Origin of the sequence: Natronocella acetinitrilica (genome assembly GCF_024170285.1) — a bacterium.
In the GTDB taxonomy this organism is placed as follows: Bacteria; Pseudomonadota; Gammaproteobacteria; order Nitrococcales; family Aquisalimonadaceae; genus Natronocella; species Natronocella acetinitrilica.
In genome coordinates this window covers 79,971-94,572 of the sequence record NZ_JALJXV010000007.1, presented here as the reverse complement: position 1 = coordinate 94,572, position 14,602 = coordinate 79,971, and the positions used below count along the sequence as shown (strand labels likewise).

The window sequence follows — 14,602 nt, the reverse complement described above, 5'->3', positions numbered from 1 at the left end:
CAGCAAGGATCAGGGTGTCGCGCCCTGATCCGGCGTGGCCATGGGGCGAGCGGTGGGTTTTCGCTCCACGCCAAGCTTGCTCCGACCGCCAGCACCGAGGAAAAATCCCAAGCCGATCAGGCCGAGGAACCAGACCTTGAGGCGTAGCAGCACGGCCATGGCAACCGTTGCTTCCACGGCGATGCCCACCAGCGAGAAGTAGTACGCGAATACGCCCTCGGAGTAACCCAGATTGCCGCCCGCCGAGACAGGAAGTGACGTCATGAACTGTGCGATGGGCGTCATGAAGACGAAGGCCAGTGGCGGGTCGAAGGAGAAGGTTCTGTAGGCAACCAGCACATTGAGCCAGACCAGCCCGTAAAAGGCCGCAGTCAGCAGCCAGACCTGTAGAGCGATGCGTCTATTCCCGGATAGCGCGCGCAACGCCTTGCCGGCGTCAGCGAAGAAACGGGTCAGCCAGTCGACGACGGGCGCCAGTCGCCGAGTCCGGGGGTGTGCCACCAGCCAGCGTGATAGCACCCGAGCGCCCCGACTGACCCGCTGACGCACGATAGCCATGGCCAGCAAGAGGACCAATGCGCCGGCGCAGAGTACCGCAGGGATGAGAAATGCAGGGTGCCAGAGCAATGCGGGCGCCAGTAGCGGCATGATGGCTACCAGGGCCATGAGCATGACCAGCCCTGTGACGCGCTCCATGAACACGCTTGTAGCGGCTGCAGTGGTGCTGCCGGTGTGCTTGGAGGCAAGCACGATACGTGCTGCGTCGCCACCGAAGTTCGAGGGCAACAGGGCGGAGAAATAATAACCGATGAAATAGATCCGCAACGTCGCCCAGAAGCCTGGGCGCTCGCCGTGTATGCCCATTAGCACAAACCACTTTGCATTGCTGACCAGGAGCATGGCGATTCCGACCAGGCCGAACAGGGCCAGATAACGCAAATCGATCTGGGTGAACCTCTCCAGCAGGCTTTCCTTGTCCGCCATGCGCCACAACAGGTAGATAAAGGCCAGGGTCAGGAGCAGCTTGATCGTGCGCACGAGCGGCTTCTTCATCGCGTTTCCTCACTGGCGGTCGGAGTGGCGGGCAAGGTGTGATCCAGGTGCGCGTAAAGCTCGAACAGCGTTTTGCGAAACTGCTTGTAACTGTGTTCCCGCTCGATAAACAGGCTGGCCTCGTGTCCTAGCTTCTGTCGCAGGGCCCTGTCCTTGAGCAAATGCAACCAGCTCTCGGCGAATCCGCTGGGAGTCGCCTCGGCGAGCATGGCCAGCGCAGAAGTCATGACCTGGGTATGGGTTGGCAGTCGGGTAGCGAGCACCGCAACGCCCGTGTGCAGATAGCTGTAGATCTTCATGGGCGTGTTAACGCCCTCGATGCGGGGCGACAGCAAAATGTCCGCCTGGGACAGATAGGCACCCATGCTGCCCAGTGGCCGCTTGCCGAGAAAGTGGGTGCGGTCGTCGATGCAGAGTCTGCGCGCCAATGATTCGTAACGCTCGATCTCATCTCTCTCTCCACCGATGATGACCAGATGCGCTCCCGTGTCCTCGGGATGGACCACCCCGAAACTCGCAAGCAAAAGGTCGATGCCCTGATAGGGCTCCAGGTTTCCGATGTACAGGCTGATGCTGCCCGCGATACCAAGTTGCTCCCTGAGGTTCTCCGGTGGTAGGTCCACCGGCTCAAGACCCAGTAGCGAAATATCCTTGAGGACGGTCAGATACCGGACGCGATTGCGGGGTAGTTCTTCGGCAAGCGCATCGCACACCGGAACCACCGCCTCGGCATAGCGAACCGGTAGTTTCTCCACGGTGCGGAACAGGCCCTGCAAGGGGCGCAGCACGGGATACCGGTTGACGATCTGCGTGGCCATCGACGAATCCATGTCATACAGGTACGGCGTCGCGAAAAAGGGGCGCATCAACATGGCCATGAACGCACTTTCCTCGACAGCGTGAATCAGGTCGTAGCGTTGCCGGCGCAAGTGAGCGATCAATGCCGTAAACAGGTAAACGTCGCAGATGAGCTTCTTGAAGGACGGTCCGGGGCGCACGCCCTGCAGTCGGCCGAGAGGCTGGCGGATGCGATGGATGGAGACCCCGGGGTAGGTTCGGTCGGCCCCCTCGTGGAAGGTCAGTACGTCGATCTGATCGCCACGTTCGCTAAGCGCGCGGATCAGCAAGTCCACGGCAATGGGTGTTCCCCGCTCCTGATAGAAAGGATGTGGTGCCAGAACAAGTATTTTCATGCCTTTAACTCACCTTTCTCAGCCTCAACCTTAGTTGGTTGCGCACGAAGCGGGTGTTGGTCTGCAGGTTGCCATACGGGTTCAGAGGCACATTCGGATCGCGTATCAGGCGCTTGAGCGCCGCGGTGGGATATGTCATGTCCAGGCGAGCGGCGATCATCGCGCCATATGAGCCCACCCGAAGCTCCTCTCCTGCGAGGGGCAGGGGATCCGTGCCCGGGAGCACGCGGATATTGAGGCGATGTGCTGTCTCAAGGTGTCGGGGATGGCACCAGGCGACGGGACGTCCGCCGCTGTCGCCCAGCAGGATGCGTTGTCGCCACGCGTCGCTGCGAATGAGTTGATCCACCAGATCGCCACGGCGGCCCAGCCACTTGCCCGCGCCCCAGGGAATCACGGCTATCGCCTCGTCGACCTCGGTCCATTCCAGCACCTGCAGCAGGGGGAGCCCGTCTTTCAGGGTCGAGGCTGTCGCCAGCGCCAGGACTTCCAGCCCCTCGGAGGTAATGATCTGTCGCCCCGGGATAATCAGTAGATCCGGTCGCCCCGGGTGCCGGGCCAGTATCGATGGGGTCAGGCCCGCCATGACGGCAAAGCGCCAGCCTGCGGGGGAATCTGCACTGCGCTGCTGTTCTGCTTCGCTGAGGAGGTCCTGAAACCAGTGGCGGCCGCGCACCTCGCTCAGCATGAGTATCCCGACCCAGTCCGTGCCCCAGTTAAGGGCACCTGCCTGCAAGGCGAAGTTGTCAGCCGCAGCGTTCAGAAAGCTTCCCCGACGGTACTGCGGATGAAAGTGGACATGTCCGTCCACCAGGCTGTGCGGATAGGCATCCATCACGGTCGATCTCCCTTGCGCATTGGCGCCACGCAGGGATTCACCTTAGGACGGAGGCGCGTGGCTGTATGTTCGCCAGCGAACAGATAAGCCCCATACCTGCGACTAACTTGAGCTTGAGAATATCGGTGGGCCGAACCGGTCGCAGGAGGCGGACGTCTTGGACAATATGGTTCTTCAGCCCCCGGACGTTGAAACGGCGTCGGAAGGCTACGCCAGCCGCTTTCAGGGGTCCGCGGGGCAGTATCTGTTACGCGCCCAGGAGCGGGCGTTGCTTTCCCTGTTGCCCCACGGCAGCCCCTTGACGGTTCTCGACGTGGGTGGCGGGCATGGTCAGACAGCCTCGGTGCTCGCCCGGGAGGGTCATGCCGTCACCGTACTCGGCAGCACCCCGGAGGCCTTCCACCGCCTGCGCGCACTGGGGCTGCAGCATCGTTGTCGGCTCGCCACGGGTGATCTGCTGTCGACCCCCTTCGCCGACGCAAGCTTTGATGTCGTGGTTTCGGTGAGACTGATATCCCACATGGAAGACTGGCAGAGGCTCATTGCCGAAATGTGTCGGGTCGCACGTGGTGCAGTGATCATCGACTATCCACGTACCGTCGGGGTGAACGCGCTGACGCCGGTGCTGTTTGGTGTCAAGCAGCGCTTCGAGGGCAATACACGAAACTATCGCAGTTTCAGTGATGAACAGATCGCAGAGGCGTTCGACCGCAATGGTCATCACGTGGCGGCGAGGGTCGGGCAGTTCGTGTTGCCCATGGTGGTGCATAGGTTCACTGGTGCGGGGCCGGTATCGCGAGGCCTGGAGTCACTGGCTGCGCGCGTGGGGCTTCGTGATCGCTTCGGTTCACCGGTCATGATTCGTGCCGACAGGCGCACTGCCGGACAACGTTCGGCTTCCGAGGAAGAATAGACATGAAAGTGCTGGTCACGGGTGGTACGGGATTCAGTGGCAAGGCGTTGGTGACCCGCTTGCTGACCGAGGGACATCAGGTCACAGCGCTGGACTACAAGGAAGGGCTGAAAACGGAGGAGCTGCGTCAGCTTGGCGCCGAGGTGATCATCGGTTCGGTGACGGACAAGGAGATCGTCTCCCGCAGTGTGGCTGGCGTGGAGGTTGTCTTCCATCTGGCAGCGGCCTTCCGGGAACTCAATGTGCCCGAGTCGTTCTACGACGAGGTGAATATCGAGGGTACGCGCAACGTGGTTGAAGCGGCGCAGGCCGCCGGCGTGAGGCGGCTGATCTACTGCAGCACCTGCGGTGTCCACGGTAACGTGGATCATCCGCCGGCCAACGAGGATGCCCCCATCCAGCCTGCCGACTACTACCAGAAGACCAAGTATGAAGCCGAACCCATTGTGATGGCTTACAACGGCAAGGGCATGGCAACGGTGATACTGCGACCGGCGGCCATTTATGGCCCCGGTGACCCCGAGCGCTTCTATCTGATCTACCGCCGTGTTGCCTCCGGCAGCTTCCCCATGTTCGGCTCGGGGCGCACCCTTTACCATCCCTTGTACATCGATAACCTGGTGGACGCGTTCATGCTCTGCATGGAAGACGGCAAGGGCGACGGACGCGCCTACCTGATCGCCGATGAGCACTATGTCAGCGTCGAGGAGTTGGTCCGGGCCGTCGCGAAGGCGTTGTCGGTAGAGGTGCGTATCCCGCACTTTCCGGTCTGGCCCGTGGTCGTTGCCGGTCACGTGTGCGAGCGTGTCTGCAAGCCATTCGGCGTGACCCCGCCAATTTTTCCGAGGCGGGTCGACTGGTACCGGCAGAATCGGGCTTTCGACATCTCCCGGGCCAGGGTAGAGCTTGGCTATCAGCCGCGGATCGGCCTGGAAGAGGGCTTGCGCCGCACAGCCGAGTGGTATCGTGCCGAGGGGTATCTGCCTCCCGCAGCGGGGGGCAAGCCCACGGCCAGGGCTGCCTAAAGCACGGCGCGGTCCAGGTAGTCCGCAGTGCGCAGTGCCAAGGCGGCGATTGTCAGCGTCGGACTTGAGCATCCGGCGGTGGCAAACAGGCTGCCGCCGGCGATGTAGAGATTGTCCAGATCATGGCAGCGCCCCCATTCATCGCAGACACTGCTATCGGGAGACTGGCCCATGCGGGTTGTGCCCATCAAGTGGTTGCGCATGATGCCGTAGCCGAATCCCGTGATCTCCGTTGCGCCCATTTCAGAAAATAGCTGCTTGGCGACTTCCGCACCGTAATCCAGAGTGCGTCGATCGAACTCTGCCAGTCGTATCTCGACAGCCGGAACGGGATCTCCGAATCGGTCCTTATGCCGGGTGCTCAAGCGCACCCGATTCTCCGGCAGCGGTAGCATGTCTCCCTTGACGTGTATGTCGAGTTCCTGCCCGTGCTCGCGCTTGACCGCCTCCAGTAAATCATGTCCCCAGGCGCGGCTGCGCCTCGCGATCGTGGCCGGCGTTGGCCCGTTATTGGGGTCGGGGGACAGCATGATGTTGCCAATCTCCGGCAGCCGATCGTGCTGATAGAGTCCCCAGCAGTTGGAGGTTGCATAGCCATTGCGGTGCGGGCCGAATTTCTCTGGTAGCCGTCCTCTGACGATGATCCGGGAATGGGACATGAACGTTCGTCCGAGCAGACCGGAACTGTTTGCGAGACCGTCTGTTCCAGCATTCAGTGACGCTGATAGCTGCAGGATTCGCGGGTTCTCCACACCGCCGCCGGCAAGCACGAATTGTCGCGCTGTCACCTCATGCTCCCGACCGTCTGCGCCAACGAACTGCACCGCGCCTACCCGGCGGCCCTGATCGATCCGCAGGCGGCGCACGTGGCAGTCGGAGCGGATTTCCACCCGGCCGGTCGCTTCCGCCTTCTGCACATGATGCAGGCCGGTGTACCGCGCATGAATCGGGCACATGGGGATACAGGTCGAAAACACGGCGCAGCCCGGGCGTCCGTCCCTGGCGCGGGAATTGATGGCGGCGCTGTTGGCTCCCATGGGTAGACCCATGCGCTCGAATGCGGGCATGACGAAATTGCGTTCCACGTGACTGTAGTCGAAGGCGGGAAGGGGGAACGGCGCGCTTCTCGGAGGCTGTCCCGGCGCATCGTCACCGCACACACCAATCTCTTCTTCGGCGCGTTGATACCAGGGTTCGAGGTCCGCATACTCGAATGGCCAGTCCTCGGCCACACCGAACAGGCTGCGCATCTTGAAGTCGCCTGGTTGCAAGCGCTGCGCATTGCCGTTCCAGTGCAGCGTGGTGCCGCCGACGGCCTTGATTCGGTTGCTGTTCAGTAGCAGGGCCGGTTCCGCCAGGTCTTCGTAGTCGTCAAGGTCCTGACGAAACCAGGGCCAGGGGTCTCCGCCCCGTAGCAGGACTCCATACCGCTCCATGTCCGGGTAGCTGTAGCGTGGTCCGGATTCCAGAACCGCCACCGTGTAACCCGCCTGCCCGAGGTGGTAGGCTATGAGGGCGCCCGCCACGCCGGCCCCAACGATGCAGATATCTACCTCGCTTGTCGACCCCATTTCAGGCTCCCGGTGGCAGTGCCACAGCCGCCGGATCACCCGGGGCGCCGGGCCAGGTGTGGGTATTGCCGACGATCTGCCAGCCAAGTCGAGATGTGAATATGGCGTCGATCAACTCATCTCGTAGACCATAGATGTAGAAGCGTGACTCCCGGCGACGGAAGCGGAACCAGTGGCTGCGCAGGGAGTTCGGGCTATCGGTCTCCGGCGGCTCGAGGCTGGCCAGCAGTGCGATTCTTGTGGATTGATCGAGGGCAGCAAAGGTGTCTGAATTTGCAGACTGCCGGGCCATGCCCGTGAGCAGGCGGGCCCCCTGCTGATAGAGCGGTAATTGTCCGTCCAGCTCTGTTCTGGCCCGCATCCATTGGCTGACCACGCGTTGCAGTTCCTGTTGCTCTTCCGCCCCGGCCGGCGGGTAGATAACCTCCGCCAGCGCCTGCACCTCTGAGACAGCCTCCCCGGCGAGTGGGCCACTGCGCTGCTCGGGAGCAAAGCCGAGGTACTGATCGTAGGCTGGTCTTGCATAGCGCTCGATCAGCACGTTTCGTCGCGATAGCAATGCCTGCCCACCGGCAGTCATTGCGACCGCGGTCACCCCGAGGCCGAGGAGAATCCGGCGGCGTCGCCTGGAATACGGTGTCGGCATAGGTCAACCCCCCTTCCTGCCCATGGCCTACGACGTTATCGCCTCGCGCGCGGGGGGTATGTTCGCCAGCGTACAGATTAGGCCGGACCCACCTCATTAACCTGCGCTGAGGGTGGCAGTACATGGCAATCAACAATGCCCGAGGCGGGATGCCCGTATGAAGCGTGAACCCCATCGGCTTGCCGACTCCCAATTCGATCTTGCGGTGATCGGTGCCGGGATCTATGGCGCCTGCATCGCCAGGGATGCGGCCATGCGTGGACTCAGGGTCGCCCTGATCGATCGTGGTGACTTTGGCGGGGCTACCTCACACCATTCGCTGAAACTGATTCATGGTGGCATTCGCTATCTGCAAACACTGGATCTGTCGCGCCTTCTGGAATCCGCCAGCGAGCAATGCTACTGGCTCTGGGCGGCACCTCATCTTGTTCGTCCTCTGCCCTTCATCTTGCCGACTCGGGGCTGGGGTGCTCGAAGTCGCTATGCGGTGGGCTTGGCCCTGGCCGCTTACGGCCTGCTCTCGTCGCGGTGTTCCGTGAACGGGGTGGCCATGCCCGCTGGACGGGTGCTGTCCAGAGACGCTTGCCTGGCAGCCTTGCCCGGACTTAACGATCAAACCATCAGCGGCGGCATGCTGTGGCATGACCTGCAGATGCTGGAGGCCGACCGGCTGTTACTGGAGTGTGTGCAGCAGGCGGTAGCGTTCGGTGCGACTGCCTGCAACTACATTGCAGCGCAGTCGCTTCAACAGGATCAAGGCGTGATCCGGGGTGTGCTGTGTCGAGATCAGCTTGAGGGGGATACCTTCTCGGTCCGCGCCAGCCTCACGATCAATGCCTGCGGTCCCTACGCCGATCAGCTCCTGGCGGGTTCGAACCCCCTGACCCCTGCGCTTGCCCGCTGCACCAACGTGGTGGTCGGGGATCTCGGTCTGTCCAGGGGGTTCGGTTTGCCCGCCGGCGACGGTAAGCGACTCTATTTCGTCGCCCCCTGGAAAGACTGCACGCTCATCGGAACCATCAACCATGCCTATCAAGAGGACCCCGACTCCCTGGTAACGGACCAGTCCGAGGTGGTGCGCCTCATTGGCGAGGTCAACGCGGCATGGCCGTCGGCACAACTGCGCGAGGACCAGGTCCGGTATCACTACACCGGCCTGTTACCGGCAGAGGGTGGCACGGGCGTCGATGTGCGACTGGCGCGCCGCGGACGGTTGATCGATCACTGGCGGCGGGATCATGTCCGCGGCCTGATCTCTGTTATCGGCGAGAAGTACACCACGGCGCGCAGCATGGCAGAGCGGGTCGTGGATCTGGCTCTTGCACGACTTGACCTCGGGCGCCGCCCCTGCCGCGTATTGCAGACGCGGCTGCCCGGTGCCGGTTTGTCCGTCGCGCCCGAGTGCGTCGAGGAGAGCGCCGCCTGGTTCAGGGAGCGCTGCCGCCAGGCCATCAAGCACGAGATGGTGATGCGCCTGGATGATTTGCTGCTGCGCCGGACCGATCTCGCTGTTCGCGGTCAGTTGTCACCGTTATTGCTGCACTGGGCCGCCGATACAGCAGCGACCAGCCTCAACTGGAGCCCGACACGAAAGCGCCAGGAACTGGAACGCCTCCGCCGGCTTGTGCCTTCGCTCTCGATCGGCCCCGAAATGGGCCAGGTGGTCTGATATGGATCTCTCGGTGATCGTCCCGCTGCATAACGAACAGGACAATGTCCTGCCCCTGCATCAGGCGCTTGATCAGGCCCTGAGCCCGCTTGGACTGGACTACGAGATTCTGCTCGTCGATGACGGTAGCCGGGACGAGACAGTCGCGCGGGCCACTGAACTCACCAGGCACGACACCCGTCTGCGTCTGGTCCGACTGCGGCGCAACTACGGGCAGACCTCGGCCATGACCGCGGGTATGGCCATCGCCCGTGGCCGGATTCTGATCACGATGGATGGCGATCTGCAGAATGACCCGGCGGACATCCCGCTTTTTCTTGACAAGATCGCAGAGGGCTACGACCTGGTGGTCGGCTGGCGCCATCGGCGGCAGGACAAACTCCTGAGCCGCAAGCTCCCTTCAGTGATTGCCAACTGGCTTATCGGCCGGGTGACCGGCGTGCCGATTCGGGATAACGGCTGCTCCCTCAAGGCCTATCGCGCCGAGGTCATCCGTCAGGTGCCGCTGTACTCGGAGATGCATCGCTTCATTCCGGCGATGGCTTCCACCGTGGGGTGCCGAATCGCCGAAATCCGTGTCCGCCATCATGCCCGGCGATTCGGTGAGTCCAAATACGGCCTGTCGCGGGTCTACAAGGTGCTGCTGGATATGCTGGTGGTCAAGACACTCATCGCCTTCGCGAACCGGCCATTGGCCTGGTTCAGTCTGCTCGGCCTGCCTATCGCGATTGTCGGCGTCAGCACCGTGATGGCTGCGATCCTGGTGCGTCCGCTGGGGGAGCCCATGTCGATGCCCTTTGCGGCAACCGGCATGACCCTGATGGCGCTGGCCGTTTTTCTATTCGGCAGTGGGGCTGTTGCGGAACTTCTTGTGCGGACAGGACGCCCCGGGGGCGTTGAGCGTGCCCTGATCACTGCGGAGATCGACAAGTCCGGTGTCGTTGACAAGGACAAGGCCATGACTTCGGGAGAGTCGGCATGATGATGAGCAGGTCTGCAGAGGGGCGCGGTCTGTCCGTGGTGATCGTGGTGACCAGCCGATACGACGACACCGAGACGGTCTATGGTGCCTATCGCGACAGCCTGCAGCGACTGGGGCGACGCCTCGAGTTCATCTACGTGCTCGACGGCCCGTTCGATGCCGTGAAGCAGTGCCTTCGCAAGCTCCAGCAGCACGGTGAACCCATTCGCATCATTCAGTTGAACCGGGTGTTCGGCGAGGCTGCGGCGCTGTCCGCAGCATTCCGCCATGTGAGCGAAGACACTATCCTCATCCTCCCCGCTTTTCAGCAGGTGGAGACAGACGATCTGCCAGAGATCGTCGACGCCTTGCGCGACTGCGACGTGGTCACTGCGCGGCGTTGGCCGAGAACCGACTCGGCGTTCAATCGCCTGCAGACCAATCTGTTTGCAGGACTGGTGCGATTCTTCACTCGTACTGGATTTCGGGACCTCGGTTGCAATGTTCGTGCGTTACGCCGCCGTGTCGCCGATGAGGTCGTGCTCTACGGTGATCAGCATCGCTTTCTGCCGATACTTGCACTCAACCAGGGCTTTCGGGTTGTTGAACGAGACCTGCGGCAATCCCGCTCTGAGCAAGCAGTACGGGTCTCTGCGCCGGGCACTTGCTTTCGCCGCGTGATCGACCTGCTGACGGTGTTCTTCATCACCAAGTTCATTCGCCGCCCCATGCGTTTTTACGGGCTTACCGGGACTGCCACGGCGGGCCTGGGTGGGGCCTACATGGCATTCCTGGTTTTTCAGAAGTTGGTCCTGGACATGCCACTTGCAGACCGACCGGCGTTGTTGCTGGCAGCGCTATTGGTGGTGCTGGGCGCGCAGATTTTCTTCATGGGTCTGCTGGGGGAACTGATTATCTATGCCAGGGCCAGGGAATTGCCGGACTACGCCATCGACGTGGTGATCGAGGGAGGGGAGCCGATTGAGGCCAGCAGTGATCCTGCGTCGGATACGGTGATGACGGCAATGGCCAGACTCAAACGTTCCGCGCCCCCCGGTTAGTGGCAACCGGGGGTGGGGATGTGGGCAGCACCCAAAGCCGGACCCCCGGCGGGTGCGGTAGCTCGAAGGAGGGTGGGATGGAGTCGGTGCAAAAACCGGCCGGTGCACTGGCGGGTCCGTCGGAAGCCAGTCTGCTGGTACTGGGTGGAGATGCGGATAACAACCTGGGAGATCAGGCCATTCTCCGTGGTGTGTGCCATGCGTTGAAGGCGCAGGTGCCCGACGTCCGCATTACCCTGGTTTCCGCTTTGCCATGGGACAGAATAGCCGAGCGGCGTATTCCCGGCGTCTGCGCCGTGTTGCCCAGAGGGCTGCGGCACTGGCCAGCCGTGCTTGCCTGCGCCGCCCGCCAATCCGGGGTTCTGCTGGCAGGAGGTGGGCTCCTTCAGGATGACGACAGCCGCATCAAGATGCCGTACTGGGCAGCCCGTCTTCAATCCCTGCGGCTGGCCAATCCGGCATTGGTCGCTGTCAGCGTAGGGGCCGGCCCACTGATCCATGCCGAGAGCCGCTGGTTTGCTCGCCGTGTCGCCGATGCCACCCGATCACTGTCGGTGCGTGACCAGGCAGCGGCGCAGTGCCTGCAAACGGCCATTGGCCGGCAGGTGGCCGTCGTGCCCGACCCCGCCTTCCTGTTGCCCGTTGCGGAGAGCGAAGCGGCCGAGGTTTTGCTCGCACGCCTGGGCATTCCATCCGGCACACCACTGATCGGTGTGACCTTTCGACGCTGGTTTCACGTACGCGGTGGCGTCATCCCGCATCGTCTCCGGGGCAGACTCGGGCTGGACCGGGGGCAGGGCGCGGCAGCCATGCAACGATGTCTGGATCAGTTCGCGAGCGCATTGCAGATCCTCGCAAACGGCATGGATGGGGCCAGACTCCTGTTGCTTCCCAGTTATCCGTTGCCTCACGAGGGTGACCTCGCTGCGTGCCATGCCCTGGCTCAGCGCTTGCCGAAACTGCAGCCACGGATCAGCGTCATCCGGGACGCTGGCCTCTACAAGGCTGTCTGTGGGCGACTGTCGCTGATGATCTCCGCGCGAATGCACCCCCTGATTCTCGCGGCCAGTATGGGGACGCCGATCGTCGGGCTCGGTTACAACCAGAAGTTTGATGGACTGTTTCGAATGCTCGATCTGCCCGACGCACCCCTCTCCCTGGGTCGGCTGGGCGTTGAGGATTGCGTCGATGAGTTGGTTCACCGGGCCCGCGGCGCACTGGTTGAGCATGCCGATATCGGCCGTCGGGCGCACGCCCTGGCGGAGCGCGCGGATGCGGGAATCAGCGCACTGCTGCCGAGCCTCGGTCTTGTGGAGCCGGCGCGATGATTGCGCAATTCCTCTTGGGCAAGCGGCACCCGGACAGCGGCAGGGTGCGACTGCTGAACGCCGTGATTCGCCAGGCATGGAAACGGGTGCCAGCATACAACAGTCTCTGGAACCTGGCAGGCCTGCGATCGGGAGAGCCCGGCCTGCAGCGGCTGGAGGACCTGGACCGCTACCCGCTGCTCAATCGGGCCCGGCTCGGTGAAGTCCGCCTTGAGCAACGCATGGACTCACGTTGGCCGCGCAAGCTCATTCACACTGAGCGTTCGGGCGGTTCCACCGGTACCCCGATTGAAATTCCCATCGACCCCATGACCCATGCCCGGCGCCAATTGCGCTTCCTTCGGGCGCTCATGAACTGCGGTTATCGACCCGGTGATCGACTGCTTATGCTGAGCGCACGGCCCACGGGTCGACATCCGACCTTGCCCGGCGGCTTCTGTGTCGACCTTGCCGCCGACCAGGAGACCATGGCCCGCATCTACCGGCAAATGCGACCAGGGGTGCTTTACGGCCCGCTGAACGCCCTGTTGCTATTGGCCCGTGAGTTGGGTCGGGCGGCGGCGGCAACCCACCGGCCGCGGCTTGTGGTGAGTACAGCGGAGAGTCTGAGCGGGACGGATCGCGACTTTCTGAACAGCACCTTCGACTGTGACCCGGCGGACTTCTACGGCATGAGCGAATGTGGCCTGGTTGCCTGGCGGATTCCGGGTGCCGAGAGTTACCGCTTTGCGGAGCGTGATCTGCACGCCGAGTTCTTGCCGATCGGATCGGGTGAGGTCGCTGAGCGTCTGATCATCACGGATCTGCATGCCGGCGGCTGTCATCCGCTGATACGGTATGAGACCGGGGATCTCGTCGAGCGCACCGGCAATCCGGGTAATCGTCGTGTGCTTGGTTTTCGCGGTCGAACCGTGGACTGCCTGCACCTGCCGGGTGGTCGACTGATCTCGCCCTATCGCATCACACTTCTGCTTGAATCGCAGCCTGATATTCGCCGCTACCAGATCACCCAGCGGGTGGATCTCAGTCTGGATGTGACCATCTGGGCAGAGCCACAGGTCATGCCCGAACTGTGTCGCAACGTCCAACGCGAACTGTCAGCGCTTACCGGGAGAGCAGTGCCGATCAGGATCGGCGGCGGCGACGGTGTGCCGGGCATCGGTCAGCGGAAATTCCGCCCGGTTCGATCTGAAGTGGAGCAGGGCAAATGCGCGTCCTGACGGTCTGCTATGAATACCCACCCATCGGCGGTGGTGGCGGTGTGGTTGCCGCCGCTCTCGCTGCACAACTTGTCCGCACGGGAGTGGACGTGGATGTGGTGACCTCCCGCTTCGATCATCAGCCCTGGCGGGAAACCCTGGACGGCGTCGCAATCCATCGACATGCCTGTAAACGGCGGCATCGTCATTACACCAGCGCTGCCGAGTTGATGACCACGCTGCTGCCTGCCTACAACGTTGCTTCCCGAATCATCAAGGCGACGGCGCCGAGCCTCATCCATACCCATTTCGCCTTGCCGGGTGGCCTGGTGGCCTGGGCACTGTCCAAGCGATTCGAGCTGCCCTATGTGGTTACGGTGCACGGCTCCGACGTACCGGGATACAACCCGGATCGTTTTCACTTGCCCCATCGATTCATCAACCGGGCCTGGCGTCGGGTGATGCGGGATGCAGCGGTCGTGACGTCTCCGTCCCACTACCTGGCGGGACTGATCGCGACCCAGATCGACCGACCCGTACAGGTCATACCCAACGGTCATGTCGTCCACACCACAGGGCAACGCCCTGCCAAGGAGAATCTCGTTCTTGTGGTGGCAAGGCTTTTTCCACGCAAGGGGGTACAGCATTTTCTTGAAGCGATACGTGATCATGATGAGGGCTGGGAGTACGTGATTGCCGGGGACGGGCCTCACATGGCGGCACTGAGGGAGATGGCGCGTACCGTTCGTCCCCGGGTGCGCTTTACCGGGTTTATCCCTCGCGATGAACTGCAGGGCCTCTACCAGCGCGCCCGCGTGTTCGTTTTCCCTTCGATCAAGGAGAACTTTCCAATGGTCCTGCTGGAGGCCATGGAGGCCGGATGCGCGGTGTTGACCACCGACGCCGACGGCTGCGCCGAGGTAGTCGGGGACGCCGGTATCGTCTTTCCCGCCGGAGATACGGCAGAACTGTCGCGCTCCTTGCGTTGGCTGATCGACCATCCCGTCGCCTGCGCCGAGTTAGGTACACGGTCCCAGGCGCGTGCTGCGCTTTTCACGTGGCCGCGTATTGCCACCGCCTATTCGGAGGCGTTTGGAGACGCCATGAACGCCACTGCTGCGCTCTATGACCAGGTGAAATAGGGC

The 14,602-nt window shown here is 62.6% G+C and carries 13 protein-coding genes; 8 read left to right on the top strand and 5 right to left on the bottom strand.

Going from position 1 to position 14,602, the window contains the following annotated elements:
- Positions 1 to 9: 9 nt before the first annotated feature.
- Genes J2T57_RS14515 through J2T57_RS14505 form a run of 3 tightly spaced genes read right to left on the bottom strand, consistent with a single transcriptional unit; the run spans position 10 to position 3,084 of the window.
- A complete protein-coding gene (locus J2T57_RS14515; RefSeq protein WP_253479626.1) occupies positions 10 to 1,053 on the bottom strand; it encodes a lysylphosphatidylglycerol synthase transmembrane domain-containing protein in 1,044 nt (347 codons plus the stop codon).
- The gene (locus J2T57_RS14510) at positions 1,050 to 2,246 is read right to left on the bottom strand and encodes a glycosyltransferase (RefSeq protein WP_253479624.1); all 1,197 of its coding nucleotides are present in this window, start codon (positions 2,244 to 2,246) and stop codon (positions 1,050 to 1,052) included. Before J2T57_RS14510 ends, J2T57_RS14515 begins: the two co-directional genes overlap by 4 nt.
- 4 nt (positions 2,247 to 2,250) lie before the next feature.
- A complete protein-coding gene (locus J2T57_RS14505) occupies positions 2,251 to 3,084 on the bottom strand; it encodes a hypothetical protein (protein ID WP_253479622.1) in 834 nt (277 codons plus the stop codon).
- A 166-nt stretch (positions 3,085 to 3,250) separates the two neighbouring features.
- Here J2T57_RS14505 and J2T57_RS14500 point away from each other — a divergent pair, with 166 nt between their 5' ends.
- Positions 3,251 to 3,997: a class I SAM-dependent methyltransferase gene (locus J2T57_RS14500; RefSeq protein ID WP_253480567.1), complete on the top strand. Its 747-nt coding sequence runs from the start codon at positions 3,251 to 3,253 to the stop codon at positions 3,995 to 3,997.
- 2 nt (positions 3,998 to 3,999) lie between these two features.
- Complete coding sequence (locus J2T57_RS14495; protein ID WP_253479620.1) at positions 4,000 to 5,022, top strand: NAD-dependent epimerase/dehydratase family protein; 1,023 nt, start codon at positions 4,000 to 4,002, stop codon at positions 5,020 to 5,022.
- Here J2T57_RS14495 and J2T57_RS14490 read toward each other — a convergent pair.
- Positions 5,019 to 6,593, bottom strand: coding sequence for a GMC family oxidoreductase (locus J2T57_RS14490; protein WP_253479618.1), 1,575 nt, complete (start codon positions 6,591 to 6,593; stop codon positions 5,019 to 5,021). The genes J2T57_RS14495 and J2T57_RS14490 overlap by 4 nt on opposite strands.
- A 1-nt stretch (position 6,594) precedes the next feature.
- Entirely contained in the window at positions 6,595 to 7,239 is a 645-nt protein-coding gene (locus J2T57_RS14485) for a hypothetical protein (protein ID WP_253479616.1), read from the bottom strand.
- Between the two features lie 157 nt (positions 7,240 to 7,396).
- On the opposite strand from J2T57_RS14485, the gene J2T57_RS14480 reads away from it, so the two are divergent.
- The 6 genes from J2T57_RS14480 (at position 7,397) to J2T57_RS14455 (ending at position 14,599) form a co-directional block, all read left to right on the top strand.
- Positions 7,397 to 8,908, top strand: a complete 1,512-nt coding sequence (locus J2T57_RS14480) for a glycerol-3-phosphate dehydrogenase/oxidase (RefSeq protein WP_253479614.1) — start codon at positions 7,397 to 7,399, stop codon at positions 8,906 to 8,908.
- A gap of 1 nt (position 8,909) precedes the next feature.
- Positions 8,910 to 9,890, top strand: a complete 981-nt coding sequence (locus tag J2T57_RS14475) for a glycosyltransferase family 2 protein (RefSeq protein ID WP_253479604.1) — start codon at positions 8,910 to 8,912, stop codon at positions 9,888 to 9,890.
- The gene (locus J2T57_RS14470; RefSeq protein ID WP_253479602.1) at positions 9,887 to 10,930 is read left to right on the top strand and encodes a glycosyltransferase; all 1,044 of its coding nucleotides are present in this window, start codon (positions 9,887 to 9,889) and stop codon (positions 10,928 to 10,930) included. Before J2T57_RS14475 ends, J2T57_RS14470 begins: the two co-directional genes overlap by 4 nt.
- A gap of 77 nt (positions 10,931 to 11,007) precedes the next feature.
- Positions 11,008 to 12,258, top strand: a complete 1,251-nt coding sequence (locus J2T57_RS14465; RefSeq protein ID WP_253479600.1) for a polysaccharide pyruvyl transferase family protein — start codon at positions 11,008 to 11,010, stop codon at positions 12,256 to 12,258.
- Complete coding sequence (locus J2T57_RS14460) at positions 12,255 to 13,478, top strand: phenylacetate--CoA ligase family protein (protein ID WP_253479598.1); 1,224 nt, start codon at positions 12,255 to 12,257, stop codon at positions 13,476 to 13,478. The genes J2T57_RS14465 and J2T57_RS14460 overlap by 4 nt, the downstream gene beginning before the upstream one ends.
- Entirely contained in the window at positions 13,466 to 14,599 is a 1,134-nt protein-coding gene (locus J2T57_RS14455; RefSeq protein ID WP_253479596.1) for a glycosyltransferase family 4 protein, read from the top strand. Before J2T57_RS14460 ends, J2T57_RS14455 begins: the two co-directional genes overlap by 13 nt.
- The last annotated feature ends 3 nt before the right edge of the window (positions 14,600 to 14,602 follow it).